22 protein-coding genes and 4 tRNA genes are annotated in these 23,784 nt (G+C 44.2%); 3 read left to right on the top strand and 23 right to left on the bottom strand.

The window, feature by feature from the left end; all coding sequences use genetic code 11:
- Positions 1-189 precede the first annotated feature (189 nt).
- The 18 genes from B3143_RS12330 to B3143_RS12245 all read right to left on the bottom strand — a co-directional run bounded on the left by B3143_RS12330 (position 190) and on the right by B3143_RS12245 (position 14,694).
- Positions 190-264 (bottom strand) — tRNA-Thr (locus tag B3143_RS12330).
- 21 nt (positions 265-285) lie between these two features.
- Positions 286-361 (bottom strand) — tRNA-Gly (locus tag B3143_RS12325).
- 36 nt (positions 362-397) lie between these two features.
- Positions 398-481: transfer RNA gene (locus tag B3143_RS12320), tRNA-Tyr, on the bottom strand.
- Positions 482-536: 55 nt separating this feature from the next.
- Positions 537-612 (bottom strand) — tRNA-Thr (locus B3143_RS12315).
- A gap of 98 nt (positions 613-710) precedes the next feature.
- Positions 711-2,204: an anthranilate synthase component I gene (gene trpE, locus B3143_RS12310; protein ID WP_286740759.1), complete on the bottom strand. Its 1,494-nt coding sequence runs from the start codon at positions 2,202-2,204 to the stop codon at positions 711-713.
- 108 nt (positions 2,205-2,312) lie between these two features.
- On the bottom strand, positions 2,313-2,981 hold the full coding sequence (gph, locus tag B3143_RS12305) for a phosphoglycolate phosphatase (protein WP_286740757.1): 669 nt from the start codon (positions 2,979-2,981) through the stop codon (positions 2,313-2,315).
- A 78-nt stretch (positions 2,982-3,059) separates the two neighbouring features.
- Positions 3,060-3,719, bottom strand: coding sequence for an FHA domain-containing protein (locus B3143_RS12300; RefSeq protein WP_286740755.1), 660 nt, complete (start codon positions 3,717-3,719; stop codon positions 3,060-3,062).
- A 62-nt stretch (positions 3,720-3,781) separates the two neighbouring features.
- The gene (gene gspD, locus B3143_RS12295; RefSeq protein WP_286740753.1) at positions 3,782-6,034 is read right to left on the bottom strand and encodes a type II secretion system secretin GspD; all 2,253 of its coding nucleotides are present in this window, start codon (positions 6,032-6,034) and stop codon (positions 3,782-3,784) included.
- A 38-nt stretch (positions 6,035-6,072) separates the two neighbouring features.
- Positions 6,073-6,930, bottom strand: coding sequence for a type II secretion system protein N (locus B3143_RS12290; RefSeq protein ID WP_286740751.1), 858 nt, complete (start codon positions 6,928-6,930; stop codon positions 6,073-6,075).
- The gene (gspN, locus tag B3143_RS12285) at positions 6,930-7,673 is read right to left on the bottom strand and encodes a type II secretion system protein N (protein WP_286740750.1); all 744 of its coding nucleotides are present in this window, start codon (positions 7,671-7,673) and stop codon (positions 6,930-6,932) included. Before gspN ends, B3143_RS12290 begins: the two co-directional genes overlap by 1 nt.
- A gap of 187 nt (positions 7,674-7,860) precedes the next feature.
- Entirely contained in the window at positions 7,861-8,187 is a 327-nt protein-coding gene (locus tag B3143_RS12280) for an H-NS family nucleoid-associated regulatory protein (protein ID WP_159123736.1), read from the bottom strand.
- Positions 8,188-8,444: 257 nt separating this feature from the next.
- On the bottom strand, positions 8,445-8,870 hold the full coding sequence (locus tag B3143_RS12275) for an acyl-CoA thioesterase (protein WP_004781650.1): 426 nt from the start codon (positions 8,868-8,870) through the stop codon (positions 8,445-8,447).
- A 7-nt stretch (positions 8,871-8,877) separates the two neighbouring features.
- Positions 8,878-10,071, bottom strand: a complete 1,194-nt coding sequence (locus B3143_RS12270; RefSeq protein ID WP_286740747.1) for a heme biosynthesis protein HemY — start codon at positions 10,069-10,071, stop codon at positions 8,878-8,880.
- A gap of 6 nt (positions 10,072-10,077) precedes the next feature.
- Positions 10,078-10,917 carry a hypothetical protein gene (locus B3143_RS12265; RefSeq protein WP_286740746.1) on the bottom strand — a complete coding sequence of 280 codons (840 nt, stop codon included), beginning with the start codon at positions 10,915-10,917 and terminating at the stop codon, positions 10,078-10,080.
- A gap of 7 nt (positions 10,918-10,924) precedes the next feature.
- Entirely contained in the window at positions 10,925-11,692 is a 768-nt protein-coding gene (locus tag B3143_RS12260; protein ID WP_286740743.1) for a uroporphyrinogen-III synthase, read from the bottom strand.
- Positions 11,692-12,615, bottom strand: coding sequence for a hydroxymethylbilane synthase (gene hemC, locus B3143_RS12255; RefSeq protein ID WP_286740741.1), 924 nt, complete (start codon positions 12,613-12,615; stop codon positions 11,692-11,694). The genes B3143_RS12260 and hemC overlap by 1 nt, the downstream gene beginning before the upstream one ends.
- A gap of 114 nt (positions 12,616-12,729) precedes the next feature.
- Positions 12,730-13,470, bottom strand: a complete 741-nt coding sequence (locus tag B3143_RS12250) for a LytR/AlgR family response regulator transcription factor (RefSeq protein WP_005232557.1) — start codon at positions 13,468-13,470, stop codon at positions 12,730-12,732.
- 69 nt (positions 13,471-13,539) lie between these two features.
- Positions 13,540-14,694, bottom strand: coding sequence for a sensor histidine kinase (locus B3143_RS12245; protein WP_262736328.1), 1,155 nt, complete (start codon positions 14,692-14,694; stop codon positions 13,540-13,542).
- On the opposite strand from B3143_RS12245, the gene argH reads away from it, so the two are divergent.
- Together argH and B3143_RS12235 are read left to right on the top strand one after the other, a co-directional pair.
- Positions 14,685-16,115, top strand: a complete 1,431-nt coding sequence (gene argH / locus B3143_RS12240; RefSeq protein WP_262736329.1) for an argininosuccinate lyase — start codon at positions 14,685-14,687, stop codon at positions 16,113-16,115. The genes B3143_RS12245 and argH overlap by 10 nt on opposite strands.
- A gap of 29 nt (positions 16,116-16,144) precedes the next feature.
- Complete coding sequence (locus B3143_RS12235; protein WP_004781637.1) at positions 16,145-16,420, top strand: oxidative damage protection protein; 276 nt, start codon at positions 16,145-16,147, stop codon at positions 16,418-16,420.
- An 856-nt stretch (positions 16,421-17,276) separates the two neighbouring features.
- On the opposite strand, the gene pgsA is transcribed toward B3143_RS12235, so the two are convergent.
- From pgsA to uvrC, 3 genes are all read right to left on the bottom strand, one after another.
- Positions 17,277-17,864: a CDP-diacylglycerol--glycerol-3-phosphate 3-phosphatidyltransferase gene (gene pgsA / locus B3143_RS12230; protein WP_286740738.1), complete on the bottom strand. Its 588-nt coding sequence runs from the start codon at positions 17,862-17,864 to the stop codon at positions 17,277-17,279.
- A gap of 107 nt (positions 17,865-17,971) precedes the next feature.
- Positions 17,972-18,766, bottom strand: a complete 795-nt coding sequence (locus tag B3143_RS12225; protein WP_286740737.1) for a thioesterase family protein — start codon at positions 18,764-18,766, stop codon at positions 17,972-17,974.
- A gap of 118 nt (positions 18,767-18,884) precedes the next feature.
- Positions 18,885-20,684, bottom strand: coding sequence for an excinuclease ABC subunit UvrC (gene uvrC / locus B3143_RS12220; protein ID WP_166136811.1), 1,800 nt, complete (start codon positions 20,682-20,684; stop codon positions 18,885-18,887).
- A gap of 224 nt (positions 20,685-20,908) precedes the next feature.
- Here uvrC and B3143_RS12215 point away from each other — a divergent pair, with 224 nt between their 5' ends.
- Positions 20,909-21,973 (top strand): AAA family ATPase, encoded by a 1,065-nt coding sequence (locus tag B3143_RS12215; RefSeq protein ID WP_286740735.1) that lies wholly within the window; start codon positions 20,909-20,911, stop codon positions 21,971-21,973.
- On the opposite strand, the gene B3143_RS12210 is transcribed toward B3143_RS12215, so the two are convergent.
- Positions 21,970-22,386, bottom strand: a complete 417-nt coding sequence (locus tag B3143_RS12210; protein WP_286740733.1) for a PH domain-containing protein — start codon at positions 22,384-22,386, stop codon at positions 21,970-21,972. The two genes, B3143_RS12215 and B3143_RS12210, sit on opposite strands and share 4 nt — an antisense overlap.
- A 108-nt stretch (positions 22,387-22,494) precedes the next feature.
- Positions 22,495-23,412, bottom strand: coding sequence for a lipid A hydroxylase LpxO (gene lpxO, locus B3143_RS12205; protein WP_034171575.1), 918 nt, complete (start codon positions 23,410-23,412; stop codon positions 22,495-22,497).
- Between the last annotated feature and the right edge of the window lie 372 nt (positions 23,413-23,784).

Here is a 23,784-nt window from a genome sequence, read left to right as displayed (position 1 = left end):
ACGTGTGGCTTATTACGTTCAAACTTAGCCTTAGCCATGTTAATCTTCCTCGTTTACGTCGAACACAATTCTGAGTAAAACCCAGCTCCGACATATCGTTTAAAAAAAACCAAACACCAAATACTTGAAAAGCAGACTAAATAGCCTGCTTTTGAAATATTTTTGCAACCACGTTGCCAAACTGTAATCTGGAGCTCTTATCGAGATTTGAACTCGAGACCTCTCCCTTACCAAGGGAGTGCTCTACCACTGAGCTATAAGAGCAAATATTAGCACTTCAAACAATGGAGCGGGAGACGAGGATCGAACTCGCGACATGCAGCTTGGAAGGCTACCGCTCTACCAACTGAGCTACTCCCGCACGATGTTGGTACTTACCACTTTGAAGTCTTAAAATTGGTGGTGAGGGAAGGATTCGAACCTTCGAAACTTTCGTAGCGGAGTTACAGTCCGCCCCCTTTGACCGCTCGGGAACCTCACCATTTTTACACTTACATCAGTGTCGTTCTTTACTTCGCACTCCAAACTCTCTAAGATGGTGCCGGCACACGGATTCGAACTGTGGACCTACTGATTACAAGTCAGTTGCTCTACCAACTGAGCTATGCCGGCGTTTCTTAGTGTTTCGTACGTTTCGTATCGGAACGGTGTGCAGTTTAGCAAAACTCAGAATCCATGCAAGTGTTTTTTTCAAAAAAAACGCCAAAAACTCACAAAATCAATCCGTTTGATGATAATTCAACCGCTTTGATCACTGCGCGAGCTTTTATTTGGGTTTCATTCCATTCTGACTCAGGATTTGAGTCCGCAACCAGCCCTGCTCCCGCCTGAACATAGACCTTATTTTCACGAATCACGCAGGTACGAATGGCAATCGACATGTCCATTTCACCATGCCAGCCTAAATAACCAACAGCGCCGCCAAAAATTCCGCGTTTTACTGGCTCAACTTCGTCAATAATTTCCATGGCACGAATTTTTGGCGCACCAGAAAGTGTTCCCGCAGGGAAAGTTGCCTTAAAAACATCCAGTGCATCGACATCATCACGTACTTCACCTTGTACATTCGACACAATGTGCATCACATGCGAGTAACGTTCGATCACCATTTGATCAGTCACTTGCACTTTACCGATTTTGGATACACGACCAACATCATTTCGGCCCAGATCAATCAGCATTAAATGCTCGGCAATTTCTTTTTCATCAGAAAGCAGATCTTTTTCCAATGCCAGATCTTCTTCTTTGGTCTTGCCACGTGGACGCGTACCCGCCAATGGACGTACGGTGGCAATGCCATTTTCCAGACGAGAAAGAATTTCAGGCGAAGAACCCACAATATGGAACGGCGTATTGTTTTCTAGGGTCTGCCCTTGTACCAGGAACAGATAAGGTGATGGATTAAGGTGACGTAAGGCACGATAGACCTGTAAAGGCTCACCATCGAAATCAGAAACCATACGATGGCCTGGCACCACCTGCATCACATCTCCGGCACGGATGTACTCTTTTACCTTTTCAATAGAGGCAATGAAGTTGTCATGCCCGGTTAAGGATTCAAAATGCGGTGCCGCATGTTTTTCTGCTTTCAGGCTTACCGGTGTCGCCAGAATATTTTCCAGCTCATCCAGTTGCTGCTGCGCTTTCTCATAAGCTGCCGGATCAGCTGCATCGGCATGCACAATGAGGAACAGGGTATCTTTCAGGTTATCGAATACGATGACGGTTTTAGACAGCATCATCCAGATATCTGGCAAGCCTACCGGATCAGCTTCAGGCACATTTTTTAGCTTAGGTTCGATATAACGTACTGAGTCATAACCAAAATAACCGACAAGACCACCGGTAAAGCTTGGTAAGGCTGGAAGTTCTGCCTGGGTCGGTACTTTAAACTGTGCTTGAAAGTCACGGATATACTGGAATGGATCGGCACAGTGCTGTTTTTCAATAGAGCCATCCGGATGCTGAACAGTCAGTTCACCCGCATTACAGGAGAATACAGTCGATTCACCCAGACCGATAATTGAATAGCGTGCCCAGTTCTCTCCCCCTTCGACAGATTCGAACAGATAAGCCTGTTGGTGTTGTTTCAGACGGGCAAAGATAGATAGAGGAGTATCCGTATCGGCCAGACGCTGACGGTATACAGGAATCAGGTTATAGCCTTGAGATGCAAGTTGCTGGAATTGAGCTGAAGTTGTCATTCGGTTTTTCTCTTTAAATTGGGGTTACTCAGTATGAAAATGGAATTGGACTGAGCGACGCCATCGAAAAACCTTACAACTATTCATCTTATTTCCTTCGTACCCTATTTAAACAAGCAACTCACGTAGATCATCAACAATTTCTTGAGGATCACAGTCTGCTATATTTTCACCATGATTATAGCCATAGCTGACTACAATACAATCTATACCCGCACGGCGCGCAGCTTCGATGTCATTGACTGAGTCCCCGATCATCAGTACCTGCTCTTTGGTCACGCCATAATGCTCCACACAATGCAACAACTGACGCGGATCTGGCTTACGCTCGGCAAAGCGATCACCACCAATGGTGTCATCAAAGTATTTCGCCATTTCCAGAATATCCAGAATACTGCGTGCCGGTTCTTCTGGTTTATTGGTCACACAGATCAGTTTTTTATCGTTAGCCTTACCCCATTCCAGAAACTCGATAATTCCGTCAAATGGCTTGGTATCTACACAAGGATCGGCATTATAAATTTCTAGGAACGTCGTAAGTAATTCCTGATGTTGGGCAGGTAGTACTTCTCCCACCAGATGCTGGAGTACGCTTTCACAGAACTTGGACGTCCCTTTACCAATCCAGACCCGTACCTGCTCCTCAGTCACCAGGGGTAGCTGCAAGACATTCAGGCTCATATTCATGGCCCGATACAAATCATGGGCTGAATCCACCAAGGTGCCATCCAGATCGAATAAAATCAGTTTACGTTGTTCCAGTTGTGCAATTGACATCCTGACCCTCATTTTCTTTACTTGCAGCCATAAAAAAGGCATGCGTGATGCATGCCTCGATTGTAACCAATCATGGGCTTATTTAAACAACACCCAAGCGATAATCGCCAAAATAATCAGAACGATTAGTGAAATCAGCCCAACAGATGCATTTTTCTGTGCTTCTTTTTCCTGCTCTATACGAGAAACAGGCTGTTCCACCGGAATTGGGGCTGGTTCTGGCTTAACCGAGCTCAGGTCTACACCCTCAGCAATAGGCGCAGGTTTTGGAATACCGACATTGGTCGGCATACCATCACGGGTCAAGTTGACTGAAGCATCACGCTCTTTCAATTCTAGAATGCCCTGCTCATTCATCTGCTGGGCAGGGGTTTTCTCAACCGTTTCGATTTCTTCAACCACTTGCTCTGCTGTTTCTTCAACTTCTGGCGCCACTTCAACAGGCGCTACAGGTTCAAGAACCAGAAATTTCAAGCTGGCAAACTGGACTACATCGTCTTGTTTTAATCGCGTTTCCTGCTCAATAAGCAAGTCATTCACGAAAGTGCCATTAGATGAGCCTAGATCCTGTACCCACAGTGCATCGTCTTTCAGTAGAAAAGCAGCATGCTTACGCGAGATTTCCGCAGCCTGCAGCACAATATCAGCCGCCTGATGACGCCCTACCAGCATGTCATGGTCGATTGCTATTTCCTGTCCAGTCAAGTCATCGCTAATTGCCTGTATTTTCCAAGTCATGAAATCTACTTCTCTATTTTCTTTGGCATTATCATAACATGCTGTATGCAAATGCGAATGGTCTAGCTTTTGGGTCTAAGTGTGGTTGTTGTAACGGTATTTCTACTTTTTTCAACCTGCTGGACGGGCTGCACCACTTGTCGCTGAATCCCTGGCTCAATTGCCACTGGTGTAGCCACTGCTGCGGCTGATGGCGTTGACGCTGGCGCACTCGGAACATTCTGGTAGGTCGAATTCGTCAGTGGTGTCTTGGAAACTGGAATACGCTGCTGATACACATCTTCAACACTTTCCGGTAACTTGGCAAAATTACCGTCTGAATCAAGTGCCAATTGCAGGCTATAGAGTTGACCATAGCGTTGTTGGGCCAGTTTACGTACTTCATTTTTATCACCCACAATCGTTGGATGGATAAAGATCAATAAGTTACGTTTCTGATTAGACTTACCTTCTGAGCGAAACAAACGTCCCACCCCTGGAATTGCCCCTAGACCGGGTACTGCCTGGCGTCCATAACTGGTATTGTCCGAAATCAAGCCACCTAATACGATCGTTTGTCCATGTTCTGCCAGAATCGAGGTTTTGATCGCACGTTTGCTAGTGACCAGATCTTGCGCTTGACCCTTATTGGCTTTTACATCTGAAACTTCCTGTTCAACTTCCAGACGTACCGTACCATCTTCACCAATGTGCGGCACGACTTTTAAGGTTACGCCGACATCTTTACGCTCAATGGTGGTATAAGGATTGGCAACACCTGCGGCTCCTGTAGAAACTGAACCGGTCACAAAGGGTACATTTTCACCGACAACGATGTAAGCCTCTTCATTGTCCATGGTCACAATCGACGGTGTAGACAGCAGATTAGACTTGGTGGTTTCTTTTAAGGCCTGAATCATCGCGCCGTATAAACGGCGTGAACCATCACTGCCTTCACGATAATCACCAATCACTAGCGAACTGCCTGCGCCTACGGTACTCGCTGCACCCGTACCACCGCCAGTAAGATAACCCGCTGCAATATTTTTCAGGCTGGTGCCAAAATTATCAAAATTGATCAGACCAATTCCGCTGCTGATATCACCCAGGGCCCATTGCACACCCAACTGATCCGCATCTGTCCCTTCTACTTCAATAATTGCAGCTTCAATCAGAACCTGTTGACGGCGTACATCTAACTGATCAATGGCAGATTCGATTTCACGCATCAGTTGCGGGTCTGCTTTAACCACCAGAGAATTCTGTGTGGCATCCGCAATAATGCTGACACCATTGGCATTAAAGCTGCTAATTCCGCCCTGCTCGGTTTTCATGCCAGTATTGAGCTGAATATTGGATGCACCTAAGCTGTTTGAGCTAGTGGTATTATTGTTATTCAGGTTATTAGTCGAATTATATGAAGACGAACTAGAAGAAGAATTATCCAAACCAGTATTGACTGCTTGCCCTGTCACTAATCCCTGCAAAATTTCCGAAAGATTCTTGGCACTGGCATATTTCAAACGGAAGACTTTTAAGCCACCCAGACGGTCTGCTGCAGGCACATCCAGCGTTTCAATAATCTGACGAATGCGCTTGCGTGTTGCCGGATCACCCTTAATCAGAATCCGGTTGGTACGCACATCTGCCATGACCCGCACCCGCGAACCACGCAAATCTTTAGCTGCACCTGTTGCTGCCATAGAGTCAATCAGCTCGATCATTTCTTCGGCCTGACTGGATTGCAGGCTAATGGCTTCAATATCATTCTGACCCGTGCCATCCAGATTACGGATGATGGTTTCTAGCTGATAGATATTGGTCGCCCGGTCCGACACAATCAGTGCATTGGTGCCCGGAACGGCAGCCAGATGAGCAAACTGTGGCATTAACGGACGCAAAGCTGGAATCAGGTCATTTGGATTGGTATTTTCCAGCCAGATCACACGAGTGACAATCTGGTCACCAGTCGCACGATGACGTGCATCATAGGGAATCCCGGAGCTTTTGACATTGCTGTCTGGTACCAGCTTGATGGTATTTCCTGAAGGGATGGCCACTACACCATTGACATTCAAGACGCCTAAAAACAGGTCATAAACTTCATTTTTATTCAGTGGTTTGTTGGAAATGACCGTGACATTGCCTCGAACCCGGGGATCTACCGCAAAATTTTTACCGGTAATATCCGCCACTTCATTAATGAAGGCGGTTAAGTCTGCATCCCGAAGATTGATTTTCCAGGTTTGCGCATAACTTGCCGTACTGACCATGGCAACCAATGGTGCGGCCACACAGAATGCCCATGCTGATCGATTATTATTAAATAAAGCCATAAACTTTTGTGTTTCCTAACCCTATGCGTGATGACACATCACTTCAAATCCTGTTGTATGGTCATCACCTGATCACCACGTTTTATTTCGAGTTTGACCTGACCTTCACGTCGAGCCTGTTCCAGTAACTGTGCTTCGGTTTGTCCCTGTGACAGGGTCTGACCATTCAAAGACAAAATCCGGTCTCCCGGTCTTAATCCCAAGCGATTACGCAGTGCAGCCGGTGTCCGTGAAGTCACTTCATAACCGCCATCTGCTGCACTTACCCCCATATTCTGTAAGTACTGGTCCTTATTTTCCTGCATCTGCTGGATGGCCCGATTGATTTCACTCTGTGGTGAAGGTTGTTCAGGCATACCACTTTCCGTATGCAGCGGAGGCATTGAATTTGAAGATGCTGCCGAGGTATCCGGCACGATTGGCTGGTTTAAACCATTTTCCAGCCCTTTAAACGGGATTTCTTGGGTAGCACCGCTTGATTTACGCAGAATCACCCGGTCCCAGTACACTTCAGCCAGCGTAAAACCGCTATTTCCCAATACCTCTCCGACCCGATAACGGTCAGACTGGTCATTAATTTTCAAGACTGCTGAAGAGTTATAGCTTGGACTCGCTACCACAACCCCCTGCAAAACAATATTGGCAGTTTCAGCAGTGTTCGCTGCGTAAGTAGTTTCCTGAAATAGTGAAAAGGCACTAATGTTCGGCACTTGAGCCTGTTGTGACCCCAGTTCTACCTGATCAACCTGCATCGCTTGTGGCGGAGCCACTAGAAGCCAGAATAAGGCGGCCAATTTCCAGCATAAATACAGAATCAGCAGAAACAGTAAAATTGGAGCAATACGCTCTGTCTGTTTCAGATCAATATTTTTAAAATAATCGAGTGGGCTTGCCATCAGTTGAAGCCCCCCATTAAAGGCTGACGGGTACTAATCACATAAGTATCCAGCCCAGCTTTACCGGTATAAGAAGGGGCATTGAGTAAAAAGCGCTGTGTCAGCTGAATATCCAGCATCAGGCTTGGATCCAGTTTAATATTCAACATACGTTGATCACGATTGTCGCGCACGTCCAGCAGCAGCTGCCCATTCTCATCGGATAACTGACCACTCAGAACCGGTACATTCATACGCTCCTGACGCTGGGCAAATGTATAAATCAGCTCACCACCGCTCCACTGCATCTGGCCATCTACATGGCTAAAGCCTTGCTCTTTTTTATATTTAAAATCGAGTTCTTTAAACTGAATCGGGTTGGTAGGCCATTGCCAGTCAGCAATCTTCTTTAAAGTTTCAGGTGCAAGCTGTCCCTCAAGATTTTTGACGGTTAAAGTTTTATTCAGACCATAGCCCATCACACCCGAAAACTGGGTATTACCGCTATGCAGATCAATATTTGCCCCTAATCTCAGCAACAACAGGTCCAAAGGACGAACCTGCCAGTTCAGACTTCCCCGAAGATTACCTTTTTTCCAGTCCGCACTTCCCTGCCAGATATTCCCGCTTACATTATGTAAGACCTGATTATTTTTATAAAAATTTGAAATTAACCAAGCTGCAGGAACTTGCAGAATCACAAAGACAAGAAAGGCTAGAATTGCAAATATCAACCATTTTAATGTTTTCGGCTTATTGCTCATCCCGCCACGACCAACCTATCCAATCGAAACCCCTAAATTTATAGTCTTGTCATTTTATAATCACATTATGCACACTTTTTCTCTGACGCCAATTCATAGGCATAAAAAAACCAAGCAGGATGTGCTTGGCTGATCAATCACCGGCCGTATGCATAACAGCCTGATGATGAATAATGAGGCAGAAGGATTAGATCACGAAGTCTTCCAGTTTTGCGCCTTTCTCTAATTCAGCAACTAACCAGCGTGGCTGTTTACCGCGACCAGTCCAGGTGTCTTCCGGATTGCTTTTACTGCGATAACGTGGCTCTACAGACTTACGTGCAGTTTTTTTACGTTTAGAAGCACCAAACTCAAGAAGCTGTTCAATTGTTAAGCCTACTCTGTCGGCAATATCCAATACCTGATGATAAGCATCTTCAATTTCCTGATCTTTTTTCAAAGCAATTAAAGACTCAGCTTCTGCTTGTAATCGTTTTAACTCTTCAACTGATAAATTTGTAATATCTGGCATCATATTCTCCAATAAATAGCATTATTTCTTTTAATAAATAACGAACCCATCATATTTATATTAAGTGTAATATTCAATAGACTTCTTGCGTTAGTTAAAATTTAAACAGCCTAAAGCTACAATTTATAAGGTTTTAGCCAATTCAAAAATTAGGTAAAACGATACTTTCGCAAGAGGTCTAATATAAAATTTTAAATGTATAACAATAAACTTAAGGGTCATTACAAAATTAATCATTAAATTAGAGATGAAATTCTATATTAAATTTCATGTTGTACAGTTAATTCCAGCGATTTTATTTTTTCTCGAATATGTTCAGGTATTTCAGTTTTCTGCATATTTTTATTTAAACATACAATTACTGCTTCTGAAGTGGCCACGATACTTTGCTGCTGTTCACTCCATAATAAATAATGCATTCTGACTGCACTATTCCGAATTTCATCAATTCGTGCCGCCACTTTTAATTGATCTGGATAAACCACAGGTTTTAAATAACGGCATTGATTTGAAGCCACTACTGTTAAAATATCTTCATCAAAAATATTTAATTTACCCAAATAAGCCAAACGGGCACTTTCTATATAACGGTAATACATGGCATTATTAACATGCCCAAACGCATCCATGTCTCCCCATGCAACAGTTTGCGAATAAATCACCGGATATTGTTGTAATTCTGACATTATTTCCTCAAATTCTGATTTCGATAAAATTAACATTCGATTCAAATACGGCATTTAACTGCTGTATTAAATCCTCTCTTCCCTGCAATACAGATTTAATTCTCAAATAGCTCATGCGGATGTCATCTGGATAGAGATCCAGCAATTGCTGAGCTTCCTCTACCCGGCCAGTCGCCTGTAGAATATGCCATTTGGCAAAACTTAATATTGGCAGTGCAGTATATTTTACATCCCAAACTGAGATCTGCTGCTCAATATCTGCATAATCTGGAAATTGCTTTAATAACTGCTGCTGGAACCATAAATAAAATACATCCTGATTAAATTGGAGTTCCAGTAAGTGTTTAGCAAGGCATTCATGCTCAACACTCATTTCCGGCATTCTAAATAACAGTTTTAACCATAATAGTTTGACTTCATAGTCACGATTAAATATGTCTTGTTTTAAATCCAGATAACGTTGTTTTAAATATTCCAAATCGTCTTCTGTAGCCTGGTCATAAGCTATTAATAATTGCTGCAGCCATATTTTTTTTACTTCTTGGTCTAAATGTCCATATTTGGTTGAACGTAAATATAACCAGGGAAACTGTAAGGCAAATTGCCCCCATAAAGCATTTAAACGCTGCTCATAAGCAGTTTTCACCCGTCTTAACCAGGGAGATAACTCATGCTGATTTAAAAATTCTAAATGCGTTAATGCCTGCTGACCATCCTGCTGCGATAAATAGATTTCAATCCGCTGTAATTCTGCCAGTTCAAATGCCATTGGATTGGACTGATTTAAACTACTCAATGCTTCGCTATATTGTTGCTGTCCCCACGCTAATCGGGCATCAATAATATGCTTGAGCAATCCCGACTGATTAAAAGACTGCTGAATAAAATCCCGTTGATCCTGTGCAGCATTTAATAACCAAACCACAGCTAACTGCTCATAAGGATGTAGGCGTGCAAAGCTGAATACCGTTTCCTGTTTACGCTGTTTAAAGCTGAGATAACGTTTGGTCGCATACCACAGCATATGCATCAGGAAGCTGATTGCGATGAGTAGGCCCACCAGAAACCAGAAAGTGGTCTGGATCTGTAGTTCGCGCCAATACAGATAGACGTAGCCCGCACCATAACCATAGCTCAGTACACTCAAGATCGCCAAGCCCAACAAACCAACCAGTAAATAAGCAAGTAAAATCTGTTTCATAAGCAATTAACCGATCAGGGTACGCGTATTGAGCTGAGGAGTAGGCGTCTGAGGTGCTGCCTTAATTTGCTCCAGTCGTTGAATCCATTGTTTGCTTTGCACATCCGGAAGTTGCGCCAATACCTCGATCACACTTTTCAGGGCTTGCTGGAAAGCTACCTGTTGTCCTTGTTGCACACTATTTTCTGCAATCAGTAAACGCAGCTGAGCTTCTTTTAAGACCAGATTACGCTGCATTAAGACCGCACTTGGCTTCTCGATTGATTCAATCTGAATCCAGCGCTGCCAGAATGAGCTTTGGGATGTAGCGCGATTCTGATGCTGCACCTGGATTTCCTTTTCCATCTCAACATCAATCTGTTGCAGTAATTCTTTTAATTTATTCTGTTGTACTAAACGATTGTTGATGAACTGCTTAAGGACTTCCCGATCTTTGTCAATCGCCTGATTCAGGCTACCCAGAAGAGCAGGTGCCAGTTCTAGATGTTCAAGCTGATTGGATAATTGATTCAACTTTTCCATAGCCATTGCATATTGTTGCTGCTGCAAGGCAAACTCAACCAGATCCAGATATTGCTCGACCAAAGGCAGATCATCCTGCAAATCAGCTACTGGAGTATCCTGAACTGTCCCCTTGTTCGGTGTTTCAGGGTTTGCTGCTTGGCTCGTAGCAACCTGACGTTTTAAAGCCACTAGCTGATCATTCAGATTGGCATTCTGCTGTTGCAGCTGCTTAAAATTCTGGGTCAATTCAGTCTGTGCTGAATTCAAACCAAACAGGTCATAGCTCAGCTTGGCAATCCACGCCAAGCTCAAGATGAAAAAAACAATGAATAATTTTTTCATGCGTTTCCTAGTACATCAGTAGCTGCTGCAAAATCGTCGATCCGCTTAAGTCCTCTAACTGAGCGAATTGAAAACCAGCCTGATGTTGCTGTTGATATTCCCCAAGCATGGCAGCCAAACGCGGCCCCAAAACCAAATACAATGCCCGATTAATGAGATGCGGATACGGCTGCATCAAGGCTAGCCAGTTAAGCCAGCTCGCTTCACTGCTGACCAAGACTGCATAACGGGGATTAGCTTCAAGGCTCGTCAAATGTTTAGCTAATATCTCGGAAGCAACTGGCGGACACTGACGATCATATAAAATGAAATTCAATATATGAATTTGCTGATCCTTTAAATGCTGCATCATAAATTGACGCCCACCTTCACCTCGCCAAAAGGCGATAGTTGATCCGGTAGCTAACTGCTGTAGCACAGGCAATTGCAGCATCCCTTCCGAAGTCTCCACATCAGGCACATAACTCTGGATACCGTAGCTTGCTAAAGCCTGCTCGGTAGCTTTACCTACAGCGACCCACTGGACACTTCCAAGATCATTCAATGATAGACCCGCTTGCTGCAAATATTGCATGCCAATCTGGGCAGCAGTCGGACTCACGACGACAATCAGTATTGCTTGGGATAGCTGCCTAAATAAACTGGCCAGCTCATCCGTATAAGGCTGCTGTACCAGTTCTAGCAAGGGCAACTCTATCACCGGAATCTGCGCTGTCTGTAGGGCTTGCGTTAAATTTGCAGCACGATCACTCGGACGGGTATTAATGAACAACATTATTTTGAATAAAGGACTTTTAGCAACTCGCCTGCGCCCTGATCTAACAGATCCTTGGCCAGCTGCACGCCCAATTGTTCTGCATCTGCCATGGTTCCGCTTTGCTGTGCGCGTAGCAAAGTTGCGCCATCTACGCTACCGACCCGGCCTTCAATCGAAATGACACCTTCGTTTAAAGTAGCATAGCCCGCAATTGGCACCTGACAGCCACCTTCAAGATAGGCATTAAAGGCACGTTCGGCACGGACACAAGCATCAGTTTCTGCATGTAATAGAGGCTGGATTAAACCTAATACCGCTTGATCTCCACTGCGGCATTCCAAGCCCAATGCACCCTGTCCTACTGCGGGTAAACTTACTTCAGGCGCAATACTATGACGAATACGATCTGCAAGACCCAAGCGTTTTAAACCGGCACTGGCCAGGATAATTGCATCGTACTGACCTGCATCCAGCTTGGATAAACGTGTACCCACATTACCGCGTAAATCGATAATCTCAAGGTCCGGACGCTGTTTTAAAATCTGGGTTTTACGGCGTAAGCTCGAAGTTCCAACTTTGGCACCTTGAGGCAATTCGTCGAAACTGGCATAAGTATTTGAGACAAAAGCATCCAGTGGATCTTCACGTTCACAGATGACTGCCAAAGATAAGCCTTCAGGCAAAGCCATTGGGACATCTTTCATTGAATGGACGGCCAGATCGGCACGACCATCTAGTAAGGCTGCTTCTAATTCTTTTACAAATAAGCCCTTACCACCAATTTTTGCCAATGGCGTATCGAGAATTTTATCGCCCTGTGTAACAAAAGTGACTAACTCGACCTGAAGTCCAGCATGCAGGTCCTGTAAGCGTGCACGGATATGTTCCGCCTGCCAGAGCGCAAGTGGACTTTGTCGAGTAGCAATTTTTAGGGTCTTCATAAATTTCAATAAACAGTCAATGAGAACAATAGTCTAAACTTAACCTGCTCACTTGAAAATGCAAGCGAATTTATGCAAGTTTCAATGCTGATCCAGACGAACTCATTGATCCGTTTAGAGTTTCTGAATCCGTTCCCGCAAGAATGGCAAATGACGCCGGCTGACCGCCAGACGCTCTTCCAGTTCACGACAACGCACCTGATACTGGCCGGAACTCACCACTTCCAAGCCTTCCAGATAGTGAACCGAAACCAGTGCATTACGGTGAATCCTGATGAACTGATGTCCAAACTCCTGTTCCAACTCCTTCAGGGTTTCATCAATCAGGACACTGCCGTTTTTATGGCGTACGGTCACATATTTTTGATCCGCCAGAAAATAATAGATATTTTCAACTGGCACCAATTCGACCCCGCGATAGGTCTTTGCCGCAATTTGATGGCGGCTGATATTGATTTCTTCCATATTTTCTTTTTGTTTTAGTTGGCTCATTTGAGCTTGGGTAAGTTTAATTAAATGCTCTAAAACCTGTGCCAATTCCTGTTGCATCACCGGTTTAAGCAGGTAGCCGTCTGCATTAGACTTGAATGCATCCAGCGCGTGTTGGTCATAGGCCGTACAAAAGACAATAGCCGGCATCGGGTCGAGCTGACGCAAATGCTGCGCACAGGTCAAACCATCCATTTCAGGCATTTGAATATCTAGTAAGATGACATCAGGTTCATGCTGGTGAGCCAGATCAATTGCTTGACGACCATGCGTAGCTGTTGCAACCACATCATGCCCCAGTTGAGAGACTAAACGTGATAGTCGCTCGACAGCCAAAGGCTCATCGTCACAAATCAGGACGTCCATTTCTCCTCCTTAATCCAGTCAATATTATTCATTTGATTATAAGTTAACTGTGATTTCCTTGATTTCTTTTTATTTATAGCGATATTGCACAACCGTGGTAAACACCCCTCCACCGGCGAAAGTTTGAAACGTCATCGTAGGTCCGTAATAAGCTTCCAGACGCTGTCTGACATTTTCAATTGCAATACCATGTCCCTTTTTTAATGTTTTATTATCCTGCGTATAGGGGTTTGTTATGATGATATTAATTTGATTTTGCAAGATTTCAATCAATATGCTTATGGTACTCTTTGTCAAAATTTTTTCAACTCCATGGAAAATACTATTTTCCACTAGGGGTTGTAAAGTCAATAATGGAATTTGGACTTGTGAGTATAAGTCTTTGTTTTCTAATTTCCATTCGACCTGCAAACGCTCTCCCAGACGAATCTGTTCAATCTCCAGATAGCGCTGGCAGAGTTCAATTTCTTCCTGCAACTTGACCAGTTTCAATTCCTGAAAACTGGCCCGAAATAAACGGGACAAATTCAGCAACATTTGTTCGGCTTTGTCCGGGTCAATACTGATCAGGCTAATTACACTGTTAAGACTATTAAACAGAAAATGCGGATGAATCCTGGCCTGCATGGCCTGAATCCGTGCATTCAATTCACTGTGCTGCTGCTGTGCCCATTGCTCACGCAAATATAGATAGCGAAAACAGAACATGCCTAACAGGATACCAAAACTCAGATGTAGGCCGACCTGATCCAGTGCGATCGCCAAACTCAGTCCCTGAAAATTCAAATTGCTGCCAAAATAAGTCAGTACATTCAGACTGATCGTAGTTACCAAAACAATGGCCTGTAATAGCAGAAATCCGCAGATTAATGCCAGCTTAATCCCCATGCGTTGAAAATGCTGATGAAAAAGCTCGACTAGCGCTGCAAAACATAACAGTACCCAGTTGATATACAGCATATATTGAAGCAGATCTGCCAGATTGAGCGCCTGCCAGGACTGTGCTTTTGCCAAGGCTAAGACCATGGCCAGCACATTGCCACCAATAAACATTTCCAGCAAATAGTGCAGCTTGCCGATCTGGCTAAAAAAATAGGAGCTTCGCGCTGATCCGGTCGGAGATGTAAAAGATTGATCGACTTGGACTTCGGCAACGGGCTTTGAATTTGTTATACTCTTTTTCGTTCTACTGCTTTTAATCTGATTGAGCCGACATGACCACATCTTCTAATTCCTCAAATCCATCACAAGCCCAGACTTCGGGTATGTGGGGCGGTCGTTTCTCTGAAGCGACTGATGCTTTTGTTGCTGAATTTACAGCATCTGTTCAATTTGACCAACGTTTTTATAAACAAGACATTGCAGGCTCGATTGCACATGCAACCATGCTGGCAAAAGTTGGCGTACTGACCGAACAGGAACGTGATGACATTATCGAAGGTCTGACTGCCATTAAAGCAGATATTGAAGCAGGTAACTTTGAATGGCGCATTGACCTTGAAGATGTGCATATGAACATTGAGTCGCGCCTGACTCAGCGTATCGGCATTACCGGTAAAAAATTGCATACGGGCCGTAGCCGTAATGACCAGGTTGCGACAGATATCCGCCTGTATGTCCGTGATGAAATCGATGCCATCCTGGAATTACTAAAAAAATTGCAAAAAGGCATTCTGGGGCTGGCCGCTAAAAATACCAATACCATCATGCCAGGTTTTACCCATCTGCAAACTGCACAGCCAGTGACTTTTGGTCATCATTTAATGGCTTGGTTTGAAATGCTGGTACGTGACTCTGAACGTCTGATTGACTGCCGTAAACGTGTTAACCGTATGCCACTCGGTTCTGCTGCTCTAGCAGGTACGACTTACCCGATTGACCGTGCTTATACTGCTGAACTTCTAGGTTTTGAAGCTGTTGCTGAAAACTCTTTAGATGCTGTTTCTGACCGTGATTTCGGTATCGAATTCAATGCGGCAGCATCTTTAATTATGATGCACCTGTCACGTATGTCTGAGGAAATGATCCTATGGACATCGGCTCAGTTCAAATTCGTGAATATTCCAGACCGTTTCTGTACTGGTTCTTCGATCATGCCACAGAAGAAAAACCCAGATGTACCTGAACTGATCCGTGGCAAAACCGGCCGTGTGTATGGTGATCTGATGAGCCTGTTGACTCTAATGAAAGGTCAACCGCTTGCTTACAACAAAGATAACCAGGAAGACAAAGAACCATTATTTGATGCGATCGATACGGTTCGTGGTTCATTAATGGCATTTGCTGACATGATTCCTGCTCTACTACCAAATATTGAAATCATGCGTGAAGCAGCGCTTCGTGGATTCTCAACGGCTACTGACTTGGCAGATTATCTGGTAAAAAATGGCGTGGCTTTCCGTGATGCTCATGAAATTGTGGGTAAAGCGGTAGCTCTAGGCGTGCAGGAAGGTAAAGACCTGTCTGAACTGACACTTGAGCAACTGCAACAGTTCTCTGATCTGATTCAAGCAGATGTATTTGAAAAAGCTCTGACTTTAGAAGCATCTGTGAATGCACGTAATCACATCGGTGGCACTGCACCTGCACAGGTTGAAGCTGCGATTGAACGTGCGCATGCTCGCCTAGAGAAACTTTACGCTTAATTGCTTTCGCTTTAAATTGGAGTATTGATATGTCTCGACAAGTTTTTTGCCGTAAGTATCAACAAGAAATGGAAGGTTTAGACTTTGCACCATTCCCGGGTGCAAAGGGTCAGGAACTGTTTGATACGATATCTAAACAGGCTTGGCAAGAATGGCTGAAACACCAGACCACGCTGATCAATGAAAAGCGTTTAAACGTGTTTGAACCGGATGCGAAAAAGTTCCTTGAAGAACAACGCGAGAAGTTCTTTAACAATGATGAATCATTGGAAAAAGCTGAAGGTCTAAAGCCTGAAGAAAAATAAGGCGCTGCCTTATTTTTCTGCAAGACAAGCACCGAAGGTGCGCGTAGGTCAACATTTGAAAAGCTCCATAAACGGGGCTTTTCTTATATCAAAAGCACTGCTCCGCCACGCCGCAAGACAAGCAGCTATGCTGCGCATAGGCTTTAATCTAAAAAGAATCTCCGTTATGGGAGATTCTTTTTTATGTACTGCTCTAAAAATTACGCAAGACAAGCAGCTATGAGTTCATAGAATAAAAAACTCCTTACATGGAAATTTTTTTATCTAAGCTCAAGCTTTTCTTTTACGTAAATTAAGCGAAAGGTATTACTTCGAATGCCATAAAAAAGTAACCTATAAAAAGAATTCCCTTTTTAATTTGAAAATTATTTCTTCACCAGAACATGAGTTAAATACCTGGCACGAGACTCCTCGAATATTCTTTTTCTATAGATATTCTATTTCTCTTAAAAGCACTCTAAAAACTATTCTAACTTTCATGAAATCGAAAATTATTGAGCTAAAAAACAGGCTCAAAACCTGTCATTTTCCTACCGTGTTTTTTAAATTTAAGCAGCTATTATCTTACTGAAAAGCAATCAGATTTGTATCAAAATAATCAATTGTAAATTCTGTATACATTGCTCTCACAAAACACAACATTCAGCTACAAGAAACCACATGATTTTGTGTAAGGCGCTCCCTATAATGACCAGCAAGAAGATGAGATATCTTTGAATAACTATAATAATAACTGAGAAATACCCCCGATTTCATCCCAGTTCTTCCCCCAAAGGCTGGGTATTTTTTTGCCTGTTATTTTTATATTCTCTATTTTTAGCTATAAAAAAAGCCCCTTTTAAGGAGCTTTTATTGATTAAGGCTGTTTCAGATATGGCCAAGCTGCTTTTAGGTAAATAAGCATCGACCATAAGGTCAGTACCACAGCTGTATATAGCAACGCATAAGCCAGCATTTCTAGCGGTGGCCAGTTCAGCAGAAATACTGTAATCGCAATCATCTGAAACGCGGTTTTGTATTTACCCACTGTAGACACCGCCACACTGGTACGCGCACCAAGTTCAGCCATCCATTCACGTAAAGCTGAAACTGTAATTTCCCGTGAAATAATCACAATGGCTGCAAAAGCCATTGAGATCGAAGGTTGCCATTGCACTAAGACAATAAGCGCAGCAGCGACCATCAGCTTGTCTGCAACCGGATCTAAAAAGCGACCAAAAGCAGAGGTCTGATTCAGAGTACGCGCTAAGTAACCATCAAACCAGTCAGTGACTGCAGCCACTACAAAAATTGTCGTTAAGATAATATGCCGCGTCACATCAGGACTGGTTTCATTAAATCCGATTGCCGGTGGCCAATATGCGACCAATAAAAAAACCGGAATCAGGATAATACGAGCCAAGGTCAAGATATTTGGAATATTCAGGATACGACCTGTAGTCATAGACACCGCCAATTGTTCCCCTCATGTACGATGAAAATGCACACTTTTTTCGAGGTTTAATCCATCATTAATACGCTTCACTTTATACGAATTGACTTGAAGTGTCACTAGGCAAACACCGTCACTGTCTGTCTGGCCATCGCAATCAGCCGATTTTCTGCATCCCACAGATAGGCATGTTCTGTTGAATAACCATCAGCCGCATGGTCGGTAATCACTTTATATTTAAACCAATCATGTAGCTGATGCTGCACTGGATGCACATAGGTTACAGTCCAGGTCAGGCTGCTCGCCGGGGCCAGTGTCTGAAACATCGGTAACACCCCAGGTGGCCAGATATCAAAAATGGCCATCAGGTCAGCTAACTGAAATTCACGGTCAGAATGTTGATCTGGATGGAAGCGGCACCAGCCTTCAAAATCAGGACGTACACTTGAACTGCACGGCAGATTCAAATCCGCCCATCTGAGTTCAAAATGATCAAAACACTTTGGAAGCTTGAACTGTGCAGGAATCTGGAACAGGATTTCAGGAGGAGCATAATCCGGAGCCTGGATTTCCTGATGTACTTGGATGCTAGAATCGCGCGCTACGCCGAAACTGGCAATCAGAATGCTTTGAACAGCGTCATCCTGCCATAGACGCACTTCGATGGTAGTGACCGATTTGCCTTCACGCAGAATTTCCGCAGTCAGGCATGCTTTGCCTTCCTGTACCGGACCAACAAAAGTCATACTGGTACTCAGCAGACGTTTAGCAGGATCATTGATCGTCACCACGGCTTTTTGCATCATGACTGCAGCCGCAAGTCCTCCGTAGATGGTTCTTCCTTGCCCCCAGCCTGTTGGCATTTCAATCCATTCTTGCTGCGCAATTTGTGCGTACAGTGCTTGCAACGACATATCGATCCTTCAACTTTGTCTGATGAACCGATATATTGCTGGAAAAATCTATGAATAGAAATGACCTTTGACTCGAAGGTCAATGTGCATTTTTGCACTTGTAATTGATATAAAACGATTACTCATGCAGAACTTTATAAATCATCCGGGCCATGACCGAACCCAGACCTGGCACCAGTTGCAGGTCTTTTTCAGAAGCTTTAAGCACGCCCTGAATCCCGCCAAAATGGGTCAATAAATCACGACGGCGCTTCGGCCCCAGTCCCGGAATCACCTCCAATACCGATGAGCCACGTTTTTTATCGCGTTTGGCCCGATGCCGGGTAATAGCAAAACGGTGCGCTTCATCACGTACCTGCTGGATCAGATGCAGGGCCTTATGATCTTCTGGAAGCTGAATCTTGCTGCCATCGGTAAAATGCAGAGTTTCCAAACCTGGCTTACGCCCTTCACCTTTAGACACACCAACCATAAAGGCATCCAGCCCAAGTTCCTGCATGACTTCCATCGCCATATGCAATTGCCCTTTACCACCGTCAATCAGCAGCAAATCTGGCAGCATGGCTTTTTTATAACGACGGGTTAAGGCCTGACGCATCGCGGCATAGTCATCACCCGCCTGAATATCATTGATAGAAAACTGACGATAATCGCGTTTGCGCGCGCCTCCACTATCAAAGACTACGCAAGAAGCAACCGTATCTTCACCCATGGTATGCGAGATATCGAAACACTCAATCCGATCTACCGGCCGTCCCACCACCTCTTCTAACTGATGGAAACGTTCATTCAATTCAAAGTGATTAGCCAGCTTGCCCTGAATGGCATGCTGCACATTCATCTGTGCCAGTTCCAGCCATTCGGCACGGGTTTCCCGGACTTTGGACTTGATCTGAATCTTCTTATCAAAATGTTGAGAAAGTGCGGCTTCAAGTTCCTTCCGATCTGGCATTTCAATATTCACGATCAGTTCAGATGGAATTTCATCAGCAACCTGAAAATAGAAATTGGCAATAAAATCCGAGAGCATTTGCCCCAGATCATCACTCAGCATATCCGGAAAATAGCCTTTACCGCCGAGCATCTTGCCATTACGCACATGCATGATCTGCACACAAGTCACCCCTGCCTGATAGGCAATCGCCAGAATATCTGCCTCACCTTTGACTTTATAAATCGCCTGCTGGGCCTGTACATCACGCAATAACGCCATCCGGTCACGATAAAATACCGCTTTTTCAAATTCCAGATTTTCTGCGGCTGCTTCCATCTTGGCAATCAGTTCCTGATTCAGCTCTTTAGTATCGCCTTGCAGGAAGCGAATCGAGTTATTAACATCTTCCTGATAATCCTCAGGTGAAATCAGGCCGACACAAGGGCCGGAACAGCGCTTGATCTGATATTGCAAACAAGGTCGAGTACGATTGGCAAAGAAACCATTCTCACAGGAACGTACATTGAATAATTTTTGCAGAATAACCAAAGTATCGCGGGCATTGTAAGCACTCGGATAAGGTCCAAAAAACTTGCCGACCTGATGTTTGCCCTTGCCGCGACCGCTGGCAATCCGCGGATAAGGCTTGTCTGCAGAAACAAAAATATAGACATAGGATTTGTCGTCACGCAGCATGATGTTATACGGCGGACGATGCAGCTTGATCAGGTTTTGCTCTAAGAGTAAAGCTTCAGTTTCTGAACGCACCACCAAGGTTTGAATGTCATAAATCCGTGCCACCAAAGCTTGAGTCTTGGGATGATCAAGGGTTTTGACAAAATAACTGGACACCCGATTTTTCAGGTTTTTGGCTTTTCCCACATATAAGAGTTCGCCATCTTTGCCATACATCCGGTAGACCCCGGGTAAGGTGGTCATATTGGCCAAGATTTTTTCAATATGAGGGCGCGCGTTCTCGTTCACCTAAAACCTATTTTTCACCTGCAATATGCAGATATATGTGATGTTTAATGTGTCATTTTCAAGCGATGACACAAAATTCATCCGAACTGTCATCCAAAGTGAAACAGGTTATGCCCAGACCGCCGTATTTATAAGCAACCAAATATGGTCTGATTGCTAAAAGCTATAAGTCGCCTGAATTAACTTTGCTATGCTCGACAGGTTCAATCTCGAGATGATCCAAGATGACAAGTTCCCAATCCGGTATTCATGCTGTGCAACCTGCCACCTCTAGCCATAGCCAGTCTGAGCGTGACCGTTTGATTGGGAAACCGCGTTTTCATTTTGAACCTCAGACTGTGATGCAGTTGCTACGGGAACGGATCATCGGTCAGGATGCCGCCTTAAATGAAATTGAAAAAATGCTGCATGTGGTCAAGGCTGACTTTTCCAGTCCAGAACGTCCGCTTTCGGTTACCTTAATGCTTGGCCCGACCAGTGTCGGCAAGACTGAGACGGTACGCCTGATTGCCGAAGCGATTTATGGCCGTCCAGATGCTTGCTGCCGGATTGATATGAATACTTTAGCGCAGGAACATTATGCAGCTGCCCTGACAGGCGCGCCTCCGGGTTATGTGGGCTCTAAAGAAGGCCATAGCCTGTTTGATGAAACCGCTATTGCCGGAAGCCATACCCGTCCCGGCATCATGCTATTTGATGAACTGGAAAAAGCCAGTACTGAAGTAATTCGTGGCCTGATGAATGTACTAGATACCGGTCGACTGATGTTGACTGCTGGTACCAAAACCATCGATTTTCGTAACTGCATGATTTTTATGACCAGTAATGTCGGTGCACAGGCCGCACAGCAATATCTGGAAAAACTCAGTTATCTGCCGCAAAAAGTGCAGCAACTATGTCTGAAAAAAGCACCGACCCAGCAGATCATTGAAAAAGTCATGCAGCGCAAGTTCGATCCTGAATTTTTAAACCGGATTGACCGTACCTTGCACTATCAGGCCATCCAAAATGATGTCCTGCCACGACTGGTTGAGATTGAGCTGGATAAATTAAATCAACGTCTACAACACCAGAAACGACAGATTCACCTCACTGATGCAGCCAAGGCTCATTTTTATCAGGGTCATGACATCCGTTATGGCGCCCGTCATCTGGGCCGAAAAATACGGACTGATCTGGAACCGATCTTAGCGATTTATTTCCTGAACCATCCAGAACAGCTACAACTCCATCTGGACTGTATTGATGGACAATTGCTAGTTCAGCCTCAAGCATCCCATCCCAATTAAACTGTTTGATGTGCTTGAATCGCCTGAATCAATGCATCCGGGTCTTTAGGTGAAATCAGGACATATTTTTGTTGATCTGCCAGTATATAGTTGACTTTTAAACGCTTAAAAGACAAGGCTGGTGCAATTTCTGAATGATCTGTAGGCTGGATATTTTGAATCGAACTAAGGGGAATTTGCCAGCTCAGCCATAGGCTTTTGATGATCAACTGCCCGTCCTGCACAATATAACGGGTACTCCAAACCGGCCACCAGACCAAGAGGATTGTGAGCATATAGACTGCTGTATGCACCGGATATTGAGTCATCGTCCCTTTGGCCTGCATGGTCAGTAATAATTGCAATAACAAACCGCTCATACAGATCAAAAATGCCAGCAACCACCAGTCTTTTTTTGAACGAAATACACGCATCATTTTCCCCCTATTTTGTTTTATCTTACACAAAATCAGAATGATGTGGTGAATCTCTGCAGGTAATAAAAAACGCCCATGTGGGCGTTTTATTTTTTATGTTGCAGCTTAGGCAAACAGATAAGGACGAACAAAGATCAGGAAGAAAATACCCAGCATCAGGAACCATTTCAGGAAATAGTACAGCTGTCGGTTTTGTGCTTTTAAAGCCTTAGCCTTGACCCGCAGTTGATAGACATAACCAAAAGCCTTGTTTAAGCCACCGGTCTGATCTCCGACTTCATTCGGTGAACTGGCTGCTGTCATTACCTTTTTGCCAAACCAGTGATTAAAGCGTTCCATCCAGCGGGTTTTTAAAGGTCGCTCGACATCAGCAAAGAAAATGATCCGGTTCTGGTCAGTCTTGTTTTCGGCATAATGAATATAGGTTTCATCAAATACCACGCTCTCGCCGTCGCGCCAGGAATAACGCTGCCCATCGACATCGATAAAGCAGCGGTCATCATTCGGGGTCATTAAGCCCAAGTGATAACGCAATGAACCGGCATAGGGGTCACGATGACGGACCAGACGACTGTCAGGTGCCAGCTCGGTAAACATGGCCGCCTTAATCGTTGGCAAGGTTTTGAGCAAGGCGGTAGTTTTTGGGCAGAGTTCTGCTGCAGAGGGATGCGCCGAGTCATACCATTTTAAATAGAAGCGTTTCCAGCCCGTCTTAAAAAATGAGTTAAACCCCAGGTCATCATATTTACTCGAAGCCTTGATCCCACCTTTCTGATAGAGCGCCTGTGCTTCGTCACGAATCATTTCCCAGTTTTCATCCAGCACTTTTAGGTCTTTAAAATGCTGCGTATCGATATAAGGCTGATTCGGTACGCGTGAAAAGGCGTACATCAGAAAATTGATCGGTGCAAACAGAGTCGAATGGTCAAAAAACTGGCGATAAAAAGAATGCCGAACTGTGCCACGTCGCTGAATATATAACGCTGAGATGACAAAGATGGCCAAAATAATCCACTTAAACATATCAATACCCAAAAAATCCTAGCCCAAAAAAGAACGGGGAAAAAATAAAAAAGTCACATCTGAGCCGCATTATAACAAAGCTGCTTTTGCTCTCCCTACCCGCTTGTAGAACACAGCGTTGCATACATTTTCTTACATCCATAGCGGATGATTTGAATCTCAATTGACTATTTTGACCAAAACACCACACAGCAAACATTCCCTATCTGTTCAATTTGCGTTATAAAAACAGCGCGACAGCAATAAAAAAGTGAAATTGAAACAATAACTTCATTACACTGCGATAACGGTTCACTGTATTCCAGACATGACAACGCCTTGATTGAGCGATGAAAATTGATGACCCTTGCGTCACGGCTTGATACAACTTGT

Origin of the sequence: Acinetobacter sp. UBA1496 (assembly GCF_002324975.1) — a bacterium.
GTDB classification, from domain to species: Bacteria; Pseudomonadota; Gammaproteobacteria; order Pseudomonadales; family Moraxellaceae; genus Acinetobacter; species Acinetobacter variabilis.
Note: the sequence above shows the minus strand (reverse complement) of the source record. Positions and strands in the feature narration are given on the sequence as shown.